Here is a 21,163-nt window from a genome sequence, read left to right on the forward strand (position 1 = left end):
CTCGTTCACTGCCGCGCATCGGGACTTGAAGGCCTCGCAAGAGCCAGCACAGCCCCTGCGCACACCGCCCCCAATGCCACCAGCGCACACAGGTACGGCAACGCAGCCGACAGCGGCGCGCCCAGCTGGTTGAGCCGCAGCGACGCCTGTACGCCCGAGGTGCTGGGCAGCAGCCAGCGCAGCCACTGCAGCGGCTCGGGCAACGCCTCCACCGGCCACGAGAAGCCTGCGACGAACGCGATGGGCAGCGTGGTGAACAGCAGCACCTGCAGCGCGCGTTCGCGGTTGCCAAACCACAGGCCCAGCAACGCGCCCAGCGCCGCGATGGCCGGGATATAGCAGGCCAGCAGCGCCAGCGCCCCCAGCGGGTTGCCGCCGCGCGGGTAGTCGTGCAGCACAAAGATCCACCCAAAGTAGAAGAGGCCACTGGCCCAGCCCAGTGTGCACAACGCTAGCAGGCGGCCCAGCCAGGTGGTGGCGCGGGCGCGGTGCTGGCCGCTTTCGACCCAGGTGCCGGTGAGCATTGCCGCACCCATCAGCAGGGTTTGCTGCAGGATGAGCAGCGCCACCGCGGGCACCACAAAGCTGCCGTAGCCCTCGGTGGGGTTGAACAGCGCCACCATCTGCAGCTGCACGGGCGCGCGGCTGGCGCGGGCCTGTGGGGCGCTCTGGCCGCTGGCCTGCAGCTTGCGGATCTCGACCCCGGCAGACACCGTGCCCACGGCTTCTGCAAAGCCGTATTGCACCGCCTTGTTCAGCAGCGCGTAGGCGCCGTTGGCCTCGATGCTGACCACGGCGTTTTCGCCGCGCACCACGTTGCGCTTGAGCCCGGCTGGGATCACCGCGTAGCCCTCGATCTCGCCGCGCCACAGGGCCTCCTGCGCCTCGCGCTCGCTACCGGTGACCAGATGCACCTCGATGCGTGGGTCGGCGTCGGCAAAGCGGGTGATCTGGCGCGACAGGCTGGTGTGGTCCAGGTCCACGACGGCCACGGGGACGCGGGTCAGCACCTCGTCGGCATAGAACCAGGGATAGAAAAAGCCGTAGAGCACGGGTGCGCCTACCAACAGCAGCAGCACGCCCTTGTCGCGCACCACGGTGGCCAGCGCGTGCAGCCAGGCGCCCAGCAGGCCTCGCTGCGAGGGAGTTGCCACGGGCACGGGTTGTGTTGTCGTGTTCATCAGCGGCCTCCCCACGTGTCGGGGCGCTGGTGTGCCAGCGTGAGTGCAGTGGCGCCCAGCAGCCACAGCACGGCGGTGGCGAGGATCAGCGCCACGACGGTCGAGACGCTGGTGGCCACGGGTGCGCCCATTTGCAGCTGCTCGATCTGCAGACGGATGTAGTGCGTGAACGGCATGGCCTCGGCCCAGGCGCGGGCGCTGCCGGGCATGCCCGCGAGTGGGAAGGCCACGCCGCTGAACGCAAACGCCGGTGCTGCAAAAAAGCCCGCACCCGACAGCGCAGTGCGCAGCGACCGCGTGATACCCGCCAGCGCAGCGCCAGCGGTGATCGACACGGCCATCAGCAGCGCAAGTGCCGCAGCCACCCACCACAGGTTGCCCGGCGGGTGCCAGCCCCGGCCCCAGGTGATGCCCACCAGCGCCAGTAGGCCCACCAGTGTGAGAGAAACCCAGGGCAGGGCGAGCTTGCCGGCCAGCGCACCCGCAGTGCGCACCCAGCCCCCTGCGCCCAGCCATTCGCCCAGCGTGCGGTCGCGCAGCTCGCGGCCCACCGTCCAGGCACCTGCCGTCATGGCCAGGATGTGCAGCAGGGCGGGGATCAGCGCCGCGCCCAGAAACTGCTCGTAATTGCTGGACACATTGAACAGCGCCACCATTTGCGTGTGGATGGGTTCCATGCTCACATGCACGGCCTGGGCGCTTTCGCCGCGCTTGTTGCGTGCCGCCATTTCGATACCCGCCGACAAGGTGCCCGCGGCCGTGCGCACATCGCGCTGCAGCAGGCCCGAGTGGGTGGACATCTGCGCGTTGTGCAGCAGCGTGACCTGCGCAGCGCGGCCTTCCTTCACGGTGCGCGCAAAGTCGCGCGGAATGGAGACCACGGCGTACACGTCCACCGCCCGCAGCGCGCGTTCGGCCTCGGCCGCGTTGGTGAAGTGCTGGGTGATCTGTACGCCCGGCGTGGCGTCCAGCATGCGCACCAGCTGGCGCGACAGGCTGGAGTGGTCGTCGTCCACCACGCCCACCGCCAAGTGGCGCGGCAGGCCGGCCGAGAAGATCCACCACAAGAGCGCCACGCCCAGCAGCGGCACCCAGGTGACCATGGCCAGGTCCCACGGGTCGGCCGCCAGACGGCGGGCCTCGCGGCGGAAGCTGTTTGCTATTGAATTCATAGCTGTTTGCGCATATTGCACTAGCGCTACCGGCACTTTTTGGTGAAATCTCTGTACATCAGGCGCATGTCACTGCACCAGCACTGTCATGCCAGGGCGTGCGCCCTCGATGGGGGCCGCCGGGCGCGCGCGCACTTCAAACGTGCGGGCGTCAAAGCCCTGGCCCGCGCGCGTGGCGCGCCAGGTGGCAAAGTCCGGCAGCGCAGCCGTGTGGTAGACCTTGAACTTCACGGTTTTGCCACCCAGCGCGGGCAGCGTAGCGTCGAACTCATTGCCGATGGCAAATCGCTGCAGGCGGTCTTCGCGCACGTTCAGCACCACCCACTGGTCCTTCAGGTCCACCACCGTGACCACGGCCACGCCCTGCGGCGACAACTCGCCCGTGCGGGCCAGCACCTTGGCCACTTCGCCGGCCACGGGGCTCTTGAGCTCGGTCTCGGCCTGGGCGGCCTGCACCTCGGCGACCACGCCCGCCACCTGGCGCGCCTGGGCGCTGGCGGCGGATCGGTCTTCGCTGCGCGCACCGGCGCGGGCCAGGTCGTACTGGGCCTTGGCCGCCAGCGCCTGGTCGCGCGAGGCCTTGAAGTTGGCCTCGGCCTCATCGCGTTTTTGCGCCGCCACCAGGCCCTCGCGGGCCAGGCCATCCACGCGTTTGAAGGACGACTCGGCCAGGTCGGCAGCTGCCACGGCGCGTTGCCAGTTCAGGCGGGCCATCTCCACCTCTTGCGGGCGGGCACCGCTTTCGGCCTTGGCGGCCACGGCCTGGGCGGCCTCCTGGGCGGCGGTGGCCTGTGCCAGCTTGGCCTTGACCTCGGGGCTGTCCATGCGGATCAGGGGCGCGCCCACAGCGATCTGGTCGCCTTCCTTCACCAGGATCTGCGCGATGCGCGCAGTGACCTTGGGGGCGATATCGGCCTCTTGCGCTTCGATCTGGCCCTGAAAGACTTCGGGTGCGGGCTGTGAGGCCTTCCACAGCCCAAAGCCCACAAAGCCTGCCACGGCCACAAAGGCCACTGCGCCGACGGCTGCTGTTTTCTTGCTCATGCTCTTCACTCCACTTTCAGCGCATCAGCGCGCGCCATGTATTTGCCAAAGTCTTCCGACAGGCCGCAGGCCTCCAGCAGGTCGGCCAGCGCCTTCACGTAGTCGTGGGCGGCCTGGGCGCGCTCGGTCTGGGCCTTGGCCTGGTTGACCTGCGCGTCGATCAGGTCCAGCGTGGTGCTGGTGCCCGCCTTCAGGCCTGAGATGCGCAGGCGCAGCACTTCGTCGGCCAGCTCCAGCCCAGGCTGCAGCGCAAAGTAGGCGCGGCGCGCCTGCTCCAGGGCCAACCAGCGTTTTTCCACCAGCAGGGCAATGTCGTTCTGCGCCTGCGCACCAGTGCGCTCGGCCTGCTCGATCTGGCGGTTGGATGACTCGGCCAGCGCGTTGCGGTCGATGGAGTCCCACAGCGTCCAGCGCACTCCCACACCGGCCACCCAGTCGGCGTCGCGGCCGGTCTTGAGCTGGCGCTGGCCAAACGCGAACACCTGGGGCTTGCGAAGTGCCTCCTGGGCGGCGTGCAGTTGCGTGGCTTGTTCTTTCTTGGCGGCCACCTTGTCCAAGCCTGGGTGGTGGGCCAAGGCGGTGTCGATGAAGTGGGGCAGGGGCTCGACCGGCTGGCTCAGCACAAACAGGGGGCTGGTGGGCGTGACAGGGTCGGACGCCTTCAGGGTGCGGGTCAGCGCCGTGGCGGCCAGCTCGGCATCGTCGCGGGCCTTGCGGGCATTGCGGCGGGCCTCTTCCAGTGCGGAGCGGGCCTGCAGGCGTTCGACGCGTGCGATCACACCGGCGTCCAGCATCTTCTGCGCGGCGGCGTCGTGTTGTTCGATGGTGGCCAGGGCCGATTCGCGCAGCACGGCGGCGCGCTGCGCCAGCTGGGCGCCAAAGTAGCGCTGCACCAGCAAGGTGGTGGCCTCGTGGCTGGTTTTGGTGGCGTCGGCCTGGGCCTCTTGCGCCTGAGCATCCAGCAGGCCCCGGGCGGCATTGCTGGCCCCGCCCATGTAGATGGGCCAGATGGCGGAGACCGAGGCCGTGGTGTCGCTCTTGCTGCGGTTGAGCGTGTAGCTGGACGGCAGGTGGGGCAACTGGGCCAGCGAGCCCGCCAGCTGGGGCGGCAGCTGCGACAGCACACCGGGCAGGGCGCGGTTCAGCGGGTTCAGGTCCACGTCGAGGTTGGCGTTGTAGGTGTAGGCGGCGCCACTCAGGCTGACCACCGGGCCGCCCAGGCGCTGCATGGCGTCGCGGCGCAGCTGGGCGCTTTCGACGGCGTTGCGCGATGCGGCCAGCTGGTCGGAGCGCTGCTGCAGCTGCTGCAGAGCGGCGTCAAATGCCAAGGGGCCAGCGTGGGCCTGCAGGGGCAGCAGGGTCAAGGGGGCCAAGACGGTCGATGCAAGCAGGCAGAGCAAAGCCGCGCCTGCCCGGCCTGTGTGCCGGGGCGTGGTGGGATGGGTCATGGTGTCAGGTCGTGGTTGTCAGCGCGCACCCACGGGGGTGTAGGCGTTGCTGTGCTCTGCCAGCCAGCGTGCCGACAGGTCGGTGCCGTGCTGGCTGGGGTGAAAGTCGGGGCGCAGGTATTCGCGCCAGGGGCGCCAGGTCTCACGCACCAGGCCGCCCTTGCCGAACAGCGTGCGTGCGGCGCTGGTCCAGGTGCTCCATTTCCACAGCGAGCCATCGCGGCGCAGGTTCAGTACCGTCTGGCGCAGCACATCGCCGAGGAAGACCACCGTGATGCGGCGGAACCAGGTGATGCGCCACTCGTGGTTGCCGCCCAGCGCCTGGTAGAGGTCGAAGGCGGTGTTCTTGTGCTCGGACTCTTCGGCGCAGTGCCATTGCCACATGGTGGCCAGGCGTGGCTCGGCGCCCTGCAGCACCTCGGGGTGGGCCAGCAGCCATTCGGCCAGCAGCGCGGTGAAGTGCTCGTTGGCAGCGGTCACCGCCAGCGGATGGCGTGGGTCGGCGCCTGCAAACAGCTTCATGCGCTCTTGCGCACGCGGCGCCCATTCGTTGGCGAGGCCCTGCTGGTCGAGGTGGCCGTTGAACAGTGCATGGATGCGGCGGTGGGTGGCCTCTTGCCCGATAAAGCCGCGCACCTCTTCGGCAAACTGCGCTTGTTGGTCGGGGGGCAGGGCCTTGTGGCCGTCACGCACGGCGTCGATGAAGAACTGCTCGCCCACCGGAAAGCTCATCGACAGCGCATTGAACAGCGCCGAGCGAAACGCATCGCCCCCACACCAGTGGCGCGCAAACGGCGTCTCCAGGTCGATCAGCAGGCGACGGACAACGAGTTCGGTCATGAAGAAGGCTCCTGGCGCGAAGGGGGCCGCACGGTGGTGCACAGGTTTGGTACTTTGCAGTACCGATTGGGTTTGTATGATGCAGATCAACTATGGTACTGTCAAGTACCTCGTCGAATTTTCTGCCTTGCGAACTGCCTCCATGCGTGAAGTCACGGCCCCAATTGCTGCGCCCGCTGCGCCCGCTGCAGGCACCGAACACCGCGCCCGCCTGCTGGAAGGCATGGCGCGCGCCGTGGCCGCCAAGGGTTATGCCGACACCACCATTGCCGACATCGTGCGCGAAGCCAGCGTGTCGCGCCGCACCTTTTATGAAAACTTTGCCGACAAGGCCGAGTGCCTGACCGCACTGTACGAGGCGGCCAGCGGCAACGCGATAGCGGTGCTGCGCGCAGCCATTGACCCGCACAGCGACTGGGAAGCCCAGGTGGAGCAGGCCATGGCGGCCTACTTTGGTGTGCTGGCGCGCAACCCCGTGTTGCTGCGCACCTTGTTCATCGACATCCTGGGCCTGGGCCCCACGGGCCTGGCCGCGCGCCGCCGCGCCAACCAGCAACTGGCTGACCTGATGCTGGACGTAGTGAACAACCGCCCGGGCGAGCGCAAACGCAAGGCCCCGCTGCAACCCATGATGGCCATGGCCGTGGTGGGGGGCATCAACGAAATGGTGCTGCACTCCATCGAGCAGGACCGGGCCGGGCAGCTGCAAGAGCTGGTGGAGCCCGCTTCCACGTTGTTGCGGGCGGCAATCTCTGCGGAGTTTTGAATCTGTTGGGGTAATGCTTACCGCTGCCCGCGCAGCGAGCGCCTCACACCTCGTTGGCAATCTCGATCAGGTTGTCGTCCGGGTCGTAGATGTAGACCGAGCGCAGCCGGTGGCGTGCGCCCGTTGCGCCCACCGGGCCTTGGACGATGGCGACGCCTTCGGCCTGCAGGTGGGCGATGACGTCTTCGAGCGGCATCCGGGTGAGAAAGCACAGGTCGCCCGAGCCCGCCGTGGCATGGCGCACATTGGGGTCCACCACTGTGCCCACTTCGTGCAGGTTGATCTTTTGCGCGCCGAAGTGCAGCGCGTACCGCTGGGGCTTGAACTCCCGCGCGGTCATGCCCAGCACACGCTCATAAAACGCAATGGTTTTGTCTATGCTGGCGACGGTGAGTACGACGTGGTCGAGTGAATCCAGGACGATGGGCATGGTGTGGGGCAGAGTCAGGCCGGTGAAGGATGGAGCGCCGGTGCCGTGGGCTGCAGCCATCGCTTGTTGGCCGCAAACACCACCGTGAGCAGCAGCCCGGCCAGCAAGGCCATGAACCAGTGCAGGGGCGACAGCGGCACAAACCGGAAAGCGTTGGCCAGCCACGGCACGGTGGTAATGGCCGCCAGCGCGGCCAGCGTGCCGCCTGCCACCCACAGGCTGACCGGGGTGAGGCCTGCCCACAGGCTGCGCCAGCTTGTCTGGCTGCTGCGGCTGGGCAGGATGAGTGCGGCATTGGCGGCCACCAGCACCACAAACGCGGCCGTGCTGGCGGTGGCGGCATGTGCGGGCTGGCTCAGCAGCCAGGCATACAGGCCCACCACGGCGGCCGTCACCACGCTGCCCTGCAGCACGCTCAGCAGGATGTGGCGGGCGGACAGCAGTGGCTCGTTGGCCGCGCGGGGCGGCTGCTGCATGAGGTCGGCAGCGCCTTTTTCGGCCTCGAACACGATGGAGCAGGCCGGGTCGATGACCAGCTCCAGAAAGGCGATGTGCAGCGGCGCCAGCACCAGCGGCAGCCCGAACAGCACCGGCAGCAGCGCCAGCCCGATAATGGGAACGTGCACCGCCAGCGTGTAGACCATGGCCTGGCGCAGGTTGGCAAAGGTCTGCCGCCCCCGGTGAATCGCCAGCACGATGGCCGCAAAGTCGTCGTGCAGCAGCACCAGTGCGGCGGCCTCGCGCGCGACATCGGTGCCGCGCTGGCCCATGGCGATGCCGATGTGGGCGGCCTTGAGGGCGGGGGCATCGTTCACGCCGTCACCGGTCATGGCCACCACCTCGCCCTGGGCCTTGAGGGCTTCGACCAGCGCGAGCTTCTGGTGCGGCTTGATGCGTGCAAACACGCTGACCTGCTGCACCTGGTCGGCCAGCTCCTGGGGCGGCATCTGTGCCAGCTCGTCGCCGGTGATCACGCGGTCGTTGGCGATGCCCGCCTGGGCGGCAATGGCGCGCGCGGTGCGGGGGTGGTCGCCGGTGATCATCACCACGCGAATGCCCGCCTGGCGGCACTGCGCAACGGCCTGGGGCACCTCGGGGCGCAGCGGGTCGGCCAGGGCCACCAGGCCCAGCCACTCAAAGTCAAAGTCGTGCTGGGCGTCGGGCCAGGTGTCTTGTGTGCGATGCCGTGCCTTGGCCACGCCCAGCACCCGCAGGCCCCGGTCGGCCAGGCGTGCGGCCTGGGCGCTGACGGCGGCGCGCTCGGCGTCAGGCAGGTGGCAAAGGTCGGCCACGGCTTCGGGCGCGCCCTTGGTGGCCACCGTGTCGTGCGCCGAGGTGCCGTCGCGCCACAGGTGGCTCATGGCCAGCAGCTGGGGCGACAGCTCGTATTCGCGCGCCAGCGACCATGCGGGGTGCAGGTGCTCGGTGTCCACCAGGTGGTCGGCCGCCAGGCGGTGAAAGGCCTGCTCCATGGGGTCGTGCGGCTCGATCTCGCTGGCCAGCACGGCGTATTCGAGCAGCTCGTGGAAGGCATCGGGCAGCGCGCTGCCATCCGCTGCGGCGGGCAGGTTCTGCACATCCAGCTCCTGCCCCGCAATGCAGAGCGCTGCCACGGCCATGCGGTTTTGCGTCAGGGTGCCTGTCTTGTCCACGCACAGCACCGTGGTCTGGCCCAGCGTCTCGATGGCGTTGAGCCGTCGCGTGAGTACCTGTTGCGCCGCCAGCCGCCTTGCGGCCAGGGCCAGGAAGATGATCATGATCACTGGCAGCTCTTGCGGCAACACCCCCATGGCCAGCGTGATGCCTGCCAGCACGGCCTGCAGCCAGTCGCCCCGCAGCGCCCAGAACAGGGCCACCAGCAGCGCGCACAGCGACAGGCCGATGACCACCAGCTTGCGTGTGAGCCGCGCCATTTCTTCGCGCAGCGGCGAAGCCTGCAGGGCAATGGTGTCGAGCGACTGGCCGATGCGCCCCAGCTCGGTGTGGCGGCCCACGGCGGTCACCTGCAGCAGGCCCTGGCCGCTGACCACCAGCGTGCCTGCAAACACCTTGTCGGCCGGTTGTTTGGCCACGGGCTCGGACTCGCCGGTCAGCATCGACTCGTTGGCGGCCAGCTCGTGGGCCTGCAGCAGCGTGCCGTCGGCGGGGATGCGGTCGCCCTCGGCAATCATCAGCAGGTCTTCGCGCACCACGTCGCGGCCTGCAATGCGCACCAGGGTGCCGCCGCGCAGCGCCAGCGCTCGGGGGCTGGAGAGGTCGCGCAGGGCGTTCAGCGCGTTGTCGGTGCGGCGCTCCTGCAGCACCGTGATCGCCATGATGATCACCACAAAGCCCAGCAGGATCAGCGCCTCGTGCGCGTCGCCCATGGCGAGGTAGATGGCACCTGCGCCCAGCAACAGCAGGAACATGGGCTCGGTGACCACGTCCCAGGCCATGTCGCGCAGCGTGCGGCGCTGGCTGATGCCCAGTTCGTTGGGCCCTTCGTCGTGCAGGCGCTGGGCGGCCAGGGCCGGGTCGAGCCCGGTGGGGGAGTCGGTAGGTGGCATGGGGTGTGTGAGGCTGCGTTGCACAGAGGATGCAATGGTGTAACGGTTATACCGCGCACCGATGTCTGCAGCCCTGACGCAGCGCAGTGGGCAGCACCCGATACCTCTCCTTCACACCTCGCACATCACAAAGTCAGCCTTGCCAACATTGCATTCGGGGCAGCGCCAGTCGTCGGGCACGTCGGCCCAGCGGGTGCGGGGCGCGATCCCATGGTCGGGCAGGCCCGCAGCCTCGTCGTAGATCCAGCCGCAAACGGCACACATGTAGATTTTCATGGGGTGGTTCCTTCGGTACGGGGCGGGGAGTCAGTCGTCATCGTGGTGCCGCTGGCGTTCGGTGGATGTGCCGTTGGCCACCCATCCGCTGGGCGACTGCTGCCACTGCCAGGCACCAAAGGCCAGTGTTGCGATCAGCAGCAGGGCGGCGAGCCAAGTGCGGTTCTTCGGGACCAGGTCGGGTCCCTTGCCCTCCACCCGGCCGGTGAGCATGGGCAGGGCCTGGTTCTTGCGGCGCAGCACGCTCAAGCCAGCAATCAGCGCAATATGGGCCAACACCACCAACAGCAGGGCGTTGCCGAAGAACTCATGCACTTCTTCCATCGCTTCGCCCATCCAGTGGCCACCCAGCGCAGCGCCCCAGTCGTTGTACGTGGCGTAGCCACTGAGGGTGAGGGGCACCACCAGCGCCAGCAGCAGCACGATGGCCAGCGCCATCAGCAGGTTCTGGCTCTGGCGCCAGTTGATTTGCGTGACGGAAGAGGCCTGGGGCAGGGCGCGCAGCCATGCGGGTGCCCCCGCGAGCTTGCGCCACAGCAGGCCCAGGCCCGAGGTGCGCGGCCCGAAGATGCCGTACAGCAAGCGAAAGCCCAGCAGCCCCGCCATGGTGTAGCCCAGCGTGACGTGCAGCAGCCGCCAGTGCTCGCCATCGGCCGTGGCGTAGGCCCCGGCAAAGCACAGTGCAAACAGCCAGTGGAACATGCGGGTGGGCGCATCGGTCACCCGGCGGCTGGGGGCCTTCGCGGGCGCGGGTTGCGCCGAGGCGTCGGCGGGATGGAGGATGGGGGTGTTGTTCATCGTGTTTTCCTTGATAGGGCGCAGTTCAGATTCACCGTTCTCAGTCGTTCCAGGCGCGGCGCGAGCGGGCATCCAGCCCCGCTGGCATGCGCAGGTTGTGTTCGTCAAACTGCCCCTGGTCTGCCCCGGTGTGGCAGGCCGCGCAGTTGGCGGCGCTTTTCACGCTGGCGAGCTTCCAGGTGGCGGGTTCGATCTTTCGGTGTTTGCGCTCAAACCAGGCCGAGCGGGTGATGCGGTCCTCGGGTGGCTCTTCGTTCACGCGCTTGTAGGTGCCGGCGTGGGCCTGCAACCACTGGTTGAGCTGGCGCACGGTGGCAGCGTCCAGCGATGCGTCGGTGCCGTAGTGCTTGTCGAGGCCCGTCATCACGCGGTTCCAGGATGCTGCGGGCAGCAGGCCTGGCGGGTAGGCGGTGTGGCAGGCGGCGCATTCCTGCGTGTAGGCGTTGGGCACATTGCGGGGCATGGCACGCCCGCTGTCCGCGTGGGCGCTGGTGAGGGACAGCAGGGCGAGTGCGCACGCAGCGGCGGCCAGGGTCGCAGGGTGTAGTGGGACTGGTTTTTTCATGACGTTCTCAGGGCTTGAGGGCGTTGAGGTAGGCCAGCACGTCGGCTTTTTCCACCGCTGTGCATTCACGGCTCAGCACGTCGTTGCAATTGCGGCGGAACCACTTGTCCACCTTGGCGGTGTCGGTAAATGCCTTGGGGTTGAAGGCCGGAGCCAGGGGCGCAATCGACTTGCCGGTGCTGGCGTGTTTGCCCTGTGCTGTGGGCGGTGTGCCGTGGCAGGATGCGCAAGACCATTCGCCACCATGGCGTGAGTTGAAGAACACCTTGCCTTTGTCGGCATTGCCTGGGCTGCCGGCCTGTGCGCTCCAGTGGGCGAGCTGCTGGGCAGCGGTGGTGTCAGCGGCGTGACTGATGCTGGTGGCTGCAAGTGCACAGAGCGCCGCCAGAGTCAGGGTGCGAAGGGAAGTCATGCTGTGGTCCTTGTGGGTTTCGTCGCTTGTGCAGCCATTGTGGAAATCCCCGCCTGAACGGCGTGTGAAAGGGCTGTTCATCGGCCGTTCAGATATCGCGCAGGACAATGCGCCCATGCCTTTCTCCTCCCACGCTGCTTGTGCGGGCCGCCATGTCCGGTGCATGTACTTGGCGGCCTGTGTACTGTGCGCTGCTGTGCTGGCCGTGCCGTCCGCGTGGGCCAGCGGCAAGGAAGACCACGACCGCGCCCGGCAGGCCGTGCAAGCGGGCCAGGTGCTGCCACTGCCCGTCGTGCTCGATCGCCTGCAGCGCGAGGTGCCTGGTCAGGTGCTGGAAGTGGAGCTGGAGCAGGAGCGCGAGCGCTGGATCTACGAGATCAAGCTGCTGACGCCTGCCGGGCAGTTGACCAAGGTCAAGCTCGATGCGCGCACGGCCCAGGTGCTGCGTGTGCGGTCACGAGAATCGCGCGAAGATCAGCAGCGAAGCCGTGACAATCGCTGACACCCTTCCGACCACGACACCTCCATGCGCATCCTGCTGGTAGAAGACGACACTCTGCTGCGCGCCCAGTTGCGCAATGCCCTGCACGGCGCGGGCTACACGGTGGACGAGGCAGACAACGGGCGCGACGCGCAGTTTCTGGGCGACACCGAGGCAGTGGATGCCGTGGTGCTGGACCTGGGCCTGCCGGCGGTGGACGGGCTCACGGTGCTCAAGCGCTGGCGGACTGCGGGGCGCAACATGCCGGTGCTGATCCTCACCGCGCGCGACAACTGGCACGAAAAAGTCGCAGGCATCGATGCCGGTGCCGATGACTACCTGACCAAGCCCTTTCATCTCGAAGAACTGCTGGCGCGCCTTCGCGCACTCATCCGCCGCGCCAGCGGGCAAGCGTCGGCCGTGCTGCAGTGTGGAGACTGGTCGCTGGACACACGCAGTGGCCGCGTGACCTGTGCGGGCCAGCCGGTGACGTTGACAGCGCATGAGTACAAGGTGCTCGACTACCTCATGCACCGGCCTGGCGTGCTGGTGTCACGCGCGGAGCTGACCGAACACATCTATGCGCAGGACTTTGACCGGGACTCAAACACCATCGAGGTCTTTGTGGGGCGCTTGCGCAAGAAGATGTTGCCTCCTGCGGCTTCGTCGGCTGCCCCGGTGGATTCGGCCCGCATCGAAACCGTGCGTGGCATGGGCTACCGCCTGGTGCCGCCATGAGCGTGCTTGGTGCGCCACCCGCGCCGCCCGTGCACTGGTCCCGGTCGTTGCGGGTGCGACTGCTGGCCGTCACGTTGGCGGGGCTGGCCGTGGCCATGGTGCTGGCCGGGCTGGTGCTGAGCGGGTTGTTCCGTGAGCATGTGCAGCAGCAGTTTCAAGCCGCGCTGCAGCTGCAGCTGGACCAGATCACGGCGCGGCTGGAGTTTGACGCCCAGGGGCTGCCGGTGATTGCGGCCGAGGCGCTGTCGGACCCGCGCTGGCTTAAGCCTTACTCTGGCCTGTATTGGCAGGTGGATGCCATGGCGCCTGATGGGCGGAAGCGGGCCGGGGTGTTGCGCTCGCGCTCGTTGTGGGACACCAGCCTGGCGCTGCAGGTGGATGCTTTGGCCGATGGCACCGTGCATGTGCACGAGATGACAGGCCCGCAGGGTGCTCCTTTGCTCGTGCTGGAACGCACGGTGCGCGCAGAGGGTGTGCATGCAGCGCGCTGGCGCTTGATTGTGGCGGCCGACCTGCAGGCCACGCAGGCGGCCACAGCCCGGTTCACGGGCGTACTGGCGCTGTCGCTGGCGGTGCTGCTGGTGCTGCTGGCCGCCGCCGCCTGGGCGCAGGTGGCCGTGGGGCTCAAGCCCCTGCAAGCCCTGCAGCGCGCGGTGCAAGACGTGCAAGAGGCGCGGGCTTCGCAATTGCAAGGCAGCTTCCCTGCCGAAGTGCAGCCGCTGGTCGATGACTTCAATGCCGTGCTGCGCCGCCATGGCGAGGTGGTGGAGCGCGCACGCACCCAGGCGGGCAACCTGGCCCATGCGCTCAAGACGCCCCTCACGGTGCTGGACAACGCGGCCAGTGTGCAACCGCCCACGGATGAACAGGAACTGGCGGCGCTGGTGCGCGAGCAGGTGGTGGTGGCACGCAGGCACATCGACTGGCACCTGGCGCGGTCGCGGGTGGCGGCGTCTGCACATTTGCCCGGGCAGCGCACCGCGCTCCAGCCGGTGGTGGAGGGCCTGGTGCGCGTGATGAACAAGGTGCATGCGGACCGGGCGCTGGACATCAGCGTTGTACAGCCTCCTGTGTCGCTGTTCTTTGCGGGCGAAGCGCAGGACCTGCAGGAAATGTTGGGCAACCTGCTGGACAACGCCTGCAAGTGGGCTCGCTCCGCAGTGCACTTGCAGGCGCAGCTGCTGCCCGCCGGATCTGAACCTGCGCAGCCCCAACTGGTGGTTGCGGTGGAGGACGACGGCCCCGGCATTGATGCCGCGCAGCGTGCCCAAGCGCTGGAACGCGGCGTGCGACTGGACGAAACCGTGCCCGGAACGGGGCTGGGTCTGGCCATCGTGCAGGACCTGGCGGCGTTGTATGGCGGGCGGCTGGATCTGGAGCCTGCAGGCCTTGGCGGGTTGCGGGCGACGCTCACCCTGCCGGCTGCAAACGCTCATTGAGCCGCAGCGACCCTCGCTGCGAAGTGCCCCAAAAAACTGCCAAAGCGGGATGCACAGAAAAAGCCCGCCAAAGCGGAAATCCATGAAAAAAGCCCGCTAAAGCGGGCTAAGGCCCTGACAAATTCCCCTGAATTCTGCAAAGCCTTGGAGTAATGAAAACAGGTTATCACCGTCTGCGGTGTTTGACCACTCCTGTTGTGCAAGCGGCGTTCAGTGCCGGCTTTCCACGCTGTTTTGCATGGCGGTCTGGGCCACGGCGTTCAGGGCGTTGTCCACCACAGTCTGCTCGGCCAGAACCTGCAGGGCGCCTTGTTGCAGCAACCGGTCCAGCAGCCGCAGGGTCATCGATTGGGTGCGGCCCGAGGCGCTGGTGAACAGGAACAGGTTGCCGTGCGAGCCGATCCAGGAGAGTTGCGTGCGCTCCCACTGGCCCGCCACCTGCAGGTTGACCCATGTGCCCACGGTGATGGTGGACGCGGGCAGCGGCAGGGGCGCAACGTTGCTGGGTGCAGTCTCGGGTGCAGAGTCTGCGTCTTCGCTCTCGGGGGATTGCGAGATATCGATATAGCCGGACTCCCGGGCCTCGGAGGGTGCCACCCAGGGATCGTCGTCGTCGAGGGGGGCTGGTTGTGCTGGCTCTGCAGCGGGCGTTGCCATCGGTGCTGCACTGGTCGGCGCAGCAGGGGCTGGCGCCGCAACCCTGGGCCCGGGGGTGAAGGCCTGCTGGTGCAGTTGCATCAGCAACGCGAAGACAGCCTCTGTGCGGTCGGCAGGGTAGTCGATGGATGCCAGGCCCTCGCGCAATTTGGGCAGCAGTTTGGGCAGCAGGCGGGCGAGCTGACCGGTGTTGGCGCGCGTCAGCTCGGGTTGCACGCTCCAGATCAGCGCCTCCACCAGCTCCTGATAGCGGCCCGGGTCTGTGGTGCCGGGTTTGGCTGAGAGCCGGGCCTCGGCCATGACCTGGGCCCAGGGGCCCAGCAGAAAGCGGGAGATCGCATCGGGCACTTTGCCCATGCTGGGCAACAACCACAGCTCGCGGGATATCTGTGCGGCCAGCAGGTGGCGCTGCTCGGCATGCTGCAGGGCCTCGATCGCGCGCTGGCGCTCCTGCCTGAGCGCCTGGTCCTTCTCGGCCCACTTGGCGTGCAGCTGCTGCAGCACCTGCTCAAAGTCATCAGCGCTTTCAATGGTGGCGGTGGCCAGCGGCCCCGCAATGTGCATGAGCGACCGCATGAAGCTCTGGAAACCCGGGGCTTCGGGGCTGTTGAAGGCCTGGCTGCGGTCGGTGATGTCTTGCAACAGACGGCGTGCGGCGTGCTCCTTGTGGCTGAAGAAGCGCGGGTCGGACAGTGCCAGCTGCATCAGCGCCGGCTCCAGCGCGCGGATGAACTGTTGCACCGGCCACAGCAGCCGCGTGTCGCGCGCAATATTGTCCACCATCAGCGCCACCACCTCCATGCTCAATGCCTGGCCCAGGCCCTGCACCTGCGCCCGCTGCGCTGCGGCGGAGTGGCCGTCTGCGCCAGAGGCTGCTGGCGTGCGTGGCGTGCCCAGGCGCTCCATCATCTGGCCCACCTGGTTCATCTCTTGCAGCGCCTCAAACGCAGCAGGTACCGTCATCGCAAAGTCAGTGGCGGGTGGGTCGATGTGCGGCAAGCCTTGTGCCGGGTCTTCAAACTCCCGCGCAAAACGGTCTGCAAACGATTCCTCGCTGTCGTTGGCAGGGGTATGTGTTTCTGCAGGGGCGGCTGCGTCATTGAACTCGCCCAGCAGCAGGCGGCGCAGGCGGTCCAGCGTCAGTAGCGGGTCGCCCGCGCTGGTGGACGCCACGTACAAATCGTTGTCGGCGGCGAAGCCGGGGGACACCCCGGCCTCGGCCGGCGCCACGTAGACCACCTCGCCTGTGGCCTGCCGCATGGCATAGCCCACCGGCTTCACGCCGCTTTGCTTGAGCTGGTCGATCTGCGCCAAGTACAGGCTGCGCAGCTCGGCGCCCAGTGCCTGGGCCATCAGCCCCATCCAGTCGTGGCGCACCTGGGGCGTGACCTGCATCTGCGACACCACGGACTGCAGGGCCTGCAAGAAGACGTCGGGGCGCAGCGGGTTGTGTTCTGGCTGCACCCGGGGCAGGCCTTGTGCGGCGCAGACCAGTGCGTCCAGGTCAGCCAGGGGACCTTCCACGGCCGTGACGAGCACCTGCCGTGCGCGGGCTCGCTCCACGCTGTCGTTGATCTGCGCCTCGTCCATCAGTTCGAGGTCGTCAAAGTTCACGGTGAACAGGGAGCGCGTGGGCTTGTCGTCGCCTTGTGCGGTGTCCTCGTCCAAGGCCTTGCGCAGTGCATCGGGGTAACGCTCGGCCATCACCGAGGCCAGTCGCACCAGTTGCTGGCGGGCCTCCTGCATGGCGTGGTGCTCGCCGGGGGTGCGTGCACTGTCCAGGCGCGCTTGCAGGGACATGCGTGTGGTCTCTATCACGCGTTCCACCACAGGCCGGGCCTGGGTCAACGCGATCTGGACGATGCGCTGCTGGGGGGCAACGATGCTGCCGGTCGGGGCCGTGGCGGACGGGGTGTTGTGTGTCAAGGCCATCTTCAGTAGGACGGAGGACCGGAAACTGCTGCAATGGGTGCGATGTTACGCGTCAAAAAGGGGCCCGAGGCCCCTTTCTCTTTCTGATGGCGGTGGCGTGGATTTACCCGCCATGGAACTTGACCACCAGCGGCACGATGAGCAGCGCCACGATGTTGATGATCTTGATCAGCGGGTTGATGGCCGGGCCGGCCGTGTCCTTGTAGGGGTCACCCACGGTGTCGCCGGTCACGGCGGCCTTGTGCGCCTCGGAGCCCTTGCCGCCGTGGTGGCCGTCTTCGATGTACTTCTTGGCGTTGTCCCAGGCGCCGCCGCCGGTGCACATGCTGATGGCCACAAACAGGCCCGTGACGATGGTGCCCATCAGCAGGCCCCCCAGCGCCTTCGGGCCCAGCAGCAAGCCTACCCCAATCGGCACCACCACGGGCAGCAGGCTGGGGATCACCATTTCCTTGATGGCGGCGGTGGTCAGCATGTCCACGGCCTTGCCGTATTCGGGCTTGCCCGTGCCGTCCATGATCCCCTTGATGGTGCTGAACTGGCGGCGCACCTCCACCACCACGGCGCCTGCGGCGCGGCCCACCGCTTCCATGGCCATGGCGCCGAACAGGTACGGAATCAGCCCGCCGATGAACAGGCCGACGATGACCATCGGGTCTGACAGGTCGAAGCTCACCGCCCGGCCATAGGTTTCCAGCTTGTGGGTGTAGTCGGCAAACAGCACCAGTGCGGCCAGGCCGGCGGAGCCGATGGCGTAGCCCTTGGTCACGGCCTTGGTGGTGTTGCCCACGGCGTCCAGCGGGTCGGTGATGTCGCGCACGCTGCTGGGCAGCTCGGCCATTTCGGCAATGCCGCCCGCGTTGTCTGTGATGGGGCCATACGCATCCAGCGCCACCACAATGCCCGCCATGCTCAGCATGGACGTAGCCGCCACCGCAATGCCATACAGGCCGGCCAGGCCGTAGGCCACGATGATGGCGGTGCACACAAACACCACGGGCCAGGCCGTAGAGCGCATCGACACGCCCAGGCCCGCAATGATGTTGGTGCCGTGGCCGGTGGTGGATGCCTGGGCGATGTGCCGCACGGGCGCGTATTGCGTACCGGTGTAAAACTCGGTGATCCAGACCAGTGCGGCCGTCAGCACCAGGCCGGTAGCGCAAGCGCCAAACAGTCGCAGCTGCGAGCCCGTGGCCGTGACGGCATTGTCCGGCATGATCCACAGCGTGACGAAGTAGAAGGCAATGAGTGACAGCACGCCCGCAATCGCCAGCCCCTTGTACAGCGCGGGCATCACGTTCTTCATGCCGGGCGAGGCCTTCACAAAGAAGCAGCCGATGATGGACGCCACGATGGACACGGCGCCCAGCGCCAGCGGGTACACCACGGCATTGACTTGGGCCGTGGCCACCATCAGGGCGCCCAGGACCATGGTGGCGATCAGCGTCACGGCATAGGTCTCGAACAGGTCGGCCGCCATACCGGCGCAGTCGCCCACGTTGTCGCCTACGTTGTCGGCAATCACGGCCGGGTTGCGCGGGTCGTCCTCAGGGATGCCGGCCTCCACCTTGCCCACCAGGTCGGCGCCTACGTCAGCGCCCTTGGTGAAGATGCCGCCGCCCAGGCGTGCAAAGATCGAGATCAGCGACGAGCCGAACGCAAAGCCGATCAATGGGTTGAGCAAGGTGGCCAGGTGGGCCGTGGGTGTGTGGTTGCCGTTGCCCGCCAGGAACCAGTAAAAGCCCGTGACACCCAGCAGCCCGAGGCCCACCACCAGCATGCCGGTGATGGCGCCGCCGCGAAACGCCACATCCAGCGCCGGGCCGATGCCGTGGGTGGCCGCCTGCGCGGTGCGCACGTTGGCGCGCACCGACACATTCATGCCGATGAAGCCGCACGCGCCAGAGAGCACGGCGCCCACCACAAAGCCCACGGCCGTGGTGCCGTCCAGAAACACGCCGATCAGCACGGCCAGCACCACGCCCACGAGGGCGATGGTCTTGTACTGGCGGGCGAGGTAGGCGGCTGCGCCCGCCTGGATGGCTGCGGCAATCTCCTGCATGCGGGCGTTGCCCGGGTCTTTGGAAAGAATCCAGCCCCGGGCCCAGATGCCGTAGGCCACCGCGATGAGCCCGCAAACGAGGGCCAGGATGAGAGGGGATGTCAGTGCTGAGCTTGCAGCCATTCAATTCTCCTTGGTGTGTTGCACGGAGGGGGACCAACGCATCGGTGGTTTCCCCGCTGCGTTGCTTCCTCGTGCTACCCATGCGTTTCGCGCAGGAGCCGATTGGCCAACAGACCCAATTTACAGGCAAACGCCGGTTTGCAAGCGGGCAGAAAGGGGCGTGCGCCTAAAATCAGGGTTAATCCCGACGCTTCGTTGCGCTGCATCAGTGCCGAAGGCCTCGCGGGTTATCGTCAACAAACCACTATCCAAAGACATGTCCCTCAACAACGTCCCCCCAGGCAAGAACGTTCCTGACAGCTTCAACGTCGTCATCGAAATCCCGATGAACGCCGACCCGATCAAGTACGAAGTGGACAAGGAATCGGGCGCCATTTTTGTGGACCGTTTCATGACCACCGCCATGCACTACCCCACCAACTACGGGTATGTGCCGCAGACGCTGTCGGGCGACGGCGACCCGGTGGATGTGCTGGTGATCACGCCTTACCCGCTGTTCCCCGGCGTGGTCGTGCCCTGCCGCCCTCTGGGCATCCTGATGATGGAAGACGAGGCCGGTGTGGATGGCAAGGTGATTGCCGTGCCCACCTCCAAGATCCTGCCCATGTACGACCACTGGAAGACCGTCGACGACGTGAACGCCATGCGCCGCAACGCCATCGCCCACTTCTTCGAGCACTACAAGGACCTGGAAAAGGGCAAGTGGGTCAAGGTGCTGGGCTGGGAAGGCATCGACGCTGCCAAGAAGGAAATCACCGACGGCATCGACAACTACAAGAAGTCGCAAGCCTGATAGCCTTTGGGCGATTTCTGCCCGTAGCGCTGGTGTGATATGCGCCAGATGCTATCAAAATAAAAGCACGCCATCCATCTTGGATGGCGTGTTTTTTTGTGGGCGGCACCCTGCCAGGGTAGGGAAAAGCCGCGCCATGTGCGGCTGGGCGCGCTGATAGACTGCATTTTGTTACATGGCTGCGGCTGTTCCGGTGTTTCGAGGTACTTTGAGGTGATTCATGAAAATTTCTGATCTGCGCATTGGCGTCAAGCTGGCGGCGGGTTTCCTGGCGGTGGTGTTGCTGACCGCCTTGCTCGGCGCCATTGCGCTGGTGCAAATGTCCCGCATCCACGCCAACGCCGAGGAGATCGCCACCAACCTGCTGCCCAGCGTCACGCAAACGGGCGAGCTGCGCGTGCTGCTGAACCGCATGCGCCGCGCAGAGGCGGGCATGGTCGGCGCGCGCAGCGCGGCCGAGGTCAAGGCGTTTGCCGAGCAAGTCGCCGCGCGCCACAAGGACCTCAGCCGCGTCGAGGCGGTTTACGAGCCGCTCATCGACATGCCCAAGGAACGTGAGGTATTCAACGCCTACAAGACCCGCAAGGCGGCCTATGTGGCTCTGCAGGACAAGCTGGCTGACATTGCCAAGGGCGTGGACTTCAGCACCGCCGAGACCATGGAGCTGACCGCTGACGCCTTGAGCATGCTGTATTCGGGCGAGTCAGAGTCGGCTTTTGTGGCCACCGCCGAGACGCTGGGCGAGCTGCAAAAGATCAACTCGGACGCCGCCTTGCAAGCCAACGAGGAAGCGAAAACGGTGTTCAATGTGGCGCGCGCCTGGGTGCTGGGCACGCTTGCGCTGTGTGTGGCATTGGCCGCCGTGCTGGGCGTGGCCATCACCCGCGCCGTGACCCGTCCGGCCCACCATGCGGTGCAGGCTGCCCGCGCCATTGCAGATGGCGACCTGGCGACCGAAGTGCCTTCGGGTGGCAAGGATGAAATGGGCCAGCTGCTCAACGCGCTGGGCGACATGCGGGCCAACCTGGCGCGGGTGGTGTCGGGCGTGCGCAGCAATGCTGAAGGCGTAGCCTCAGCCAGCGCGCAGATTGCCTCCGGCAACAACGACCTGAGCGCGCGCACAGAGCAGCAGGCCAGCGCGCTGGAAGAAACGGCAGCCTCCATGGAAGAACTGGGCTCCACCGTGCGCCAGAACGCCGACAACGCACGCGCCGCCAACCAACTGGCCGTCAGCGCCAGCACCGTGGCCGTGCAAGGCGGAGACGTGGTGGCCGAAGTCGTCGAGACCATGAAAGGCATCAACGCCAGCAGCAACAAGATCGCAGACATCATCAGCGTCATCGACGGCATCGCCTTCCAGACCAACATCCTGGCCCTCAACGCCGCCGTCGAAGCCGCCCGTGCCGGCGAACAAGGCCGGGGTTTTGCCGTGGTGGCCGGAGAAGTGCGCAACCTGGCAG

At 67.0% G+C, this 21,163-nt stretch carries 19 protein-coding genes; 6 read left to right on the forward strand and 13 right to left on the reverse strand.

What is annotated here, in order from left to right; genetic code table 11:
* Positions 1–5: 5 nt before the first annotated feature.
* The 5 genes from ACODSU_RS18875 to ACODSU_RS18895 all read right to left on the reverse strand — a co-directional run bounded on the left by ACODSU_RS18875 (position 6) and on the right by ACODSU_RS18895 (position 5,685).
* The gene (locus ACODSU_RS18875) at positions 6–1,181 is read right to left on the reverse strand and encodes an ABC transporter permease (protein ID WP_291445658.1); all 1,176 of its coding nucleotides are present in this window, start codon (positions 1,179–1,181) and stop codon (positions 6–8) included.
* On the reverse strand, positions 1,181–2,353 hold the full coding sequence (locus ACODSU_RS18880) for an ABC transporter permease (RefSeq protein WP_488843916.1): 1,173 nt from the start codon (positions 2,351–2,353) through the stop codon (positions 1,181–1,183). Before ACODSU_RS18880 ends, ACODSU_RS18875 begins: the two co-directional genes overlap by 1 nt.
* Before the next feature lie 69 nt (positions 2,354–2,422).
* The gene (locus tag ACODSU_RS18885) at positions 2,423–3,397 is read right to left on the reverse strand and encodes an HlyD family secretion protein (protein WP_015013628.1); all 975 of its coding nucleotides are present in this window, start codon (positions 3,395–3,397) and stop codon (positions 2,423–2,425) included.
* 5 nt (positions 3,398–3,402) lie between these two features.
* The gene (locus tag ACODSU_RS18890; protein WP_488843918.1) at positions 3,403–4,845 is read right to left on the reverse strand and encodes a TolC family protein; all 1,443 of its coding nucleotides are present in this window, start codon (positions 4,843–4,845) and stop codon (positions 3,403–3,405) included.
* 18 nt (positions 4,846–4,863) lie between these two features.
* The gene (locus ACODSU_RS18895; RefSeq protein ID WP_108498181.1) at positions 4,864–5,685 is read right to left on the reverse strand and encodes a metal-dependent hydrolase; all 822 of its coding nucleotides are present in this window, start codon (positions 5,683–5,685) and stop codon (positions 4,864–4,866) included.
* Positions 5,686–5,827: 142 nt separating this feature from the next.
* On the opposite strand from ACODSU_RS18895, the gene ACODSU_RS18900 reads away from it, so the two are divergent.
* Positions 5,828–6,451, forward strand: coding sequence for a TetR/AcrR family transcriptional regulator (locus ACODSU_RS18900; RefSeq protein ID WP_488843920.1), 624 nt, complete (start codon positions 5,828–5,830; stop codon positions 6,449–6,451).
* A 43-nt stretch (positions 6,452–6,494) separates the two neighbouring features.
* Here ACODSU_RS18900 and ACODSU_RS18905 read toward each other — a convergent pair whose 3' ends face one another.
* From ACODSU_RS18905 to ACODSU_RS18930, 6 genes are all read right to left on the reverse strand, one after another.
* Positions 6,495–6,881 (reverse strand): VOC family protein, encoded by a 387-nt coding sequence (locus ACODSU_RS18905; RefSeq protein ID WP_488806435.1) that lies wholly within the window; start codon positions 6,879–6,881, stop codon positions 6,495–6,497.
* 14 nt (positions 6,882–6,895) lie between these two features.
* Positions 6,896–9,427 carry a cation-translocating P-type ATPase gene (locus tag ACODSU_RS18910; protein WP_488843922.1) on the reverse strand — a complete coding sequence of 844 codons (2,532 nt, stop codon included), beginning with the start codon at positions 9,425–9,427 and terminating at the stop codon, positions 6,896–6,898.
* Between the two features lie 111 nt (positions 9,428–9,538).
* A complete protein-coding gene (locus tag ACODSU_RS18915) occupies positions 9,539–9,703 on the reverse strand; it encodes a rubredoxin (RefSeq protein WP_488843924.1) in 165 nt (54 codons plus the stop codon).
* A gap of 30 nt (positions 9,704–9,733) precedes the next feature.
* Entirely contained in the window at positions 9,734–10,501 is a 768-nt protein-coding gene (locus tag ACODSU_RS18920) for a cytochrome b/b6 domain-containing protein (RefSeq protein ID WP_488843926.1), read from the reverse strand.
* A gap of 40 nt (positions 10,502–10,541) precedes the next feature.
* Positions 10,542–11,066 (reverse strand): diheme cytochrome c, encoded by a 525-nt coding sequence (locus ACODSU_RS18925; protein ID WP_488843928.1) that lies wholly within the window; start codon positions 11,064–11,066, stop codon positions 10,542–10,544.
* A gap of 7 nt (positions 11,067–11,073) precedes the next feature.
* Positions 11,074–11,478, reverse strand: coding sequence for a DUF1924 domain-containing protein (locus ACODSU_RS18930; RefSeq protein WP_488843930.1), 405 nt, complete (start codon positions 11,476–11,478; stop codon positions 11,074–11,076).
* Positions 11,479–11,593: 115 nt separating this feature from the next.
* Here ACODSU_RS18930 and ACODSU_RS18935 point away from each other — a divergent pair, with 115 nt between their 5' ends.
* Genes ACODSU_RS18935 through ACODSU_RS18945 form a run of 3 tightly spaced genes read left to right on the forward strand, consistent with a single transcriptional unit; the run spans position 11,594 to position 14,136 of the window.
* A complete protein-coding gene (locus tag ACODSU_RS18935; protein WP_488843932.1) occupies positions 11,594–11,980 on the forward strand; it encodes a PepSY domain-containing protein in 387 nt (128 codons plus the stop codon).
* 24 nt (positions 11,981–12,004) lie between these two features.
* Positions 12,005–12,697, forward strand: a complete 693-nt coding sequence (locus tag ACODSU_RS18940; RefSeq protein WP_488843934.1) for a response regulator — start codon at positions 12,005–12,007, stop codon at positions 12,695–12,697.
* Positions 12,694–14,136 (forward strand): sensor histidine kinase, encoded by a 1,443-nt coding sequence (locus ACODSU_RS18945; protein WP_488843936.1) that lies wholly within the window; start codon positions 12,694–12,696, stop codon positions 14,134–14,136. Before ACODSU_RS18940 ends, ACODSU_RS18945 begins: the two co-directional genes overlap by 4 nt.
* 210 nt (positions 14,137–14,346) lie before the next feature.
* Here ACODSU_RS18945 and ACODSU_RS18950 read toward each other — a convergent pair whose 3' ends face one another.
* The gene (locus ACODSU_RS18950) at positions 14,347–16,725 is read right to left on the reverse strand and encodes a DUF1631 family protein (protein ID WP_488843938.1); all 2,379 of its coding nucleotides are present in this window, start codon (positions 16,723–16,725) and stop codon (positions 14,347–14,349) included.
* Between the two features lie 103 nt (positions 16,726–16,828).
* A complete protein-coding gene (locus ACODSU_RS18955; RefSeq protein ID WP_015013641.1) occupies positions 16,829–18,910 on the reverse strand; it encodes a sodium-translocating pyrophosphatase in 2,082 nt (693 codons plus the stop codon).
* A gap of 256 nt (positions 18,911–19,166) precedes the next feature.
* On the opposite strand from ACODSU_RS18955, the gene ppa reads away from it, so the two are divergent.
* Together ppa and ACODSU_RS18965 are read left to right on the forward strand one after the other, a co-directional pair.
* Positions 19,167–19,703, forward strand: a complete 537-nt coding sequence (gene ppa / locus ACODSU_RS18960; protein WP_488843940.1) for an inorganic diphosphatase — start codon at positions 19,167–19,169, stop codon at positions 19,701–19,703.
* 220 nt (positions 19,704–19,923) lie between these two features.
* Positions 19,924–21,163 (forward strand): methyl-accepting chemotaxis protein (locus ACODSU_RS18965; RefSeq protein ID WP_488843942.1); only part of this gene is annotated, 1,240 nt, incomplete at its 3' end.

This window comes from Acidovorax sp. FG48 (assembly GCF_057809085.1).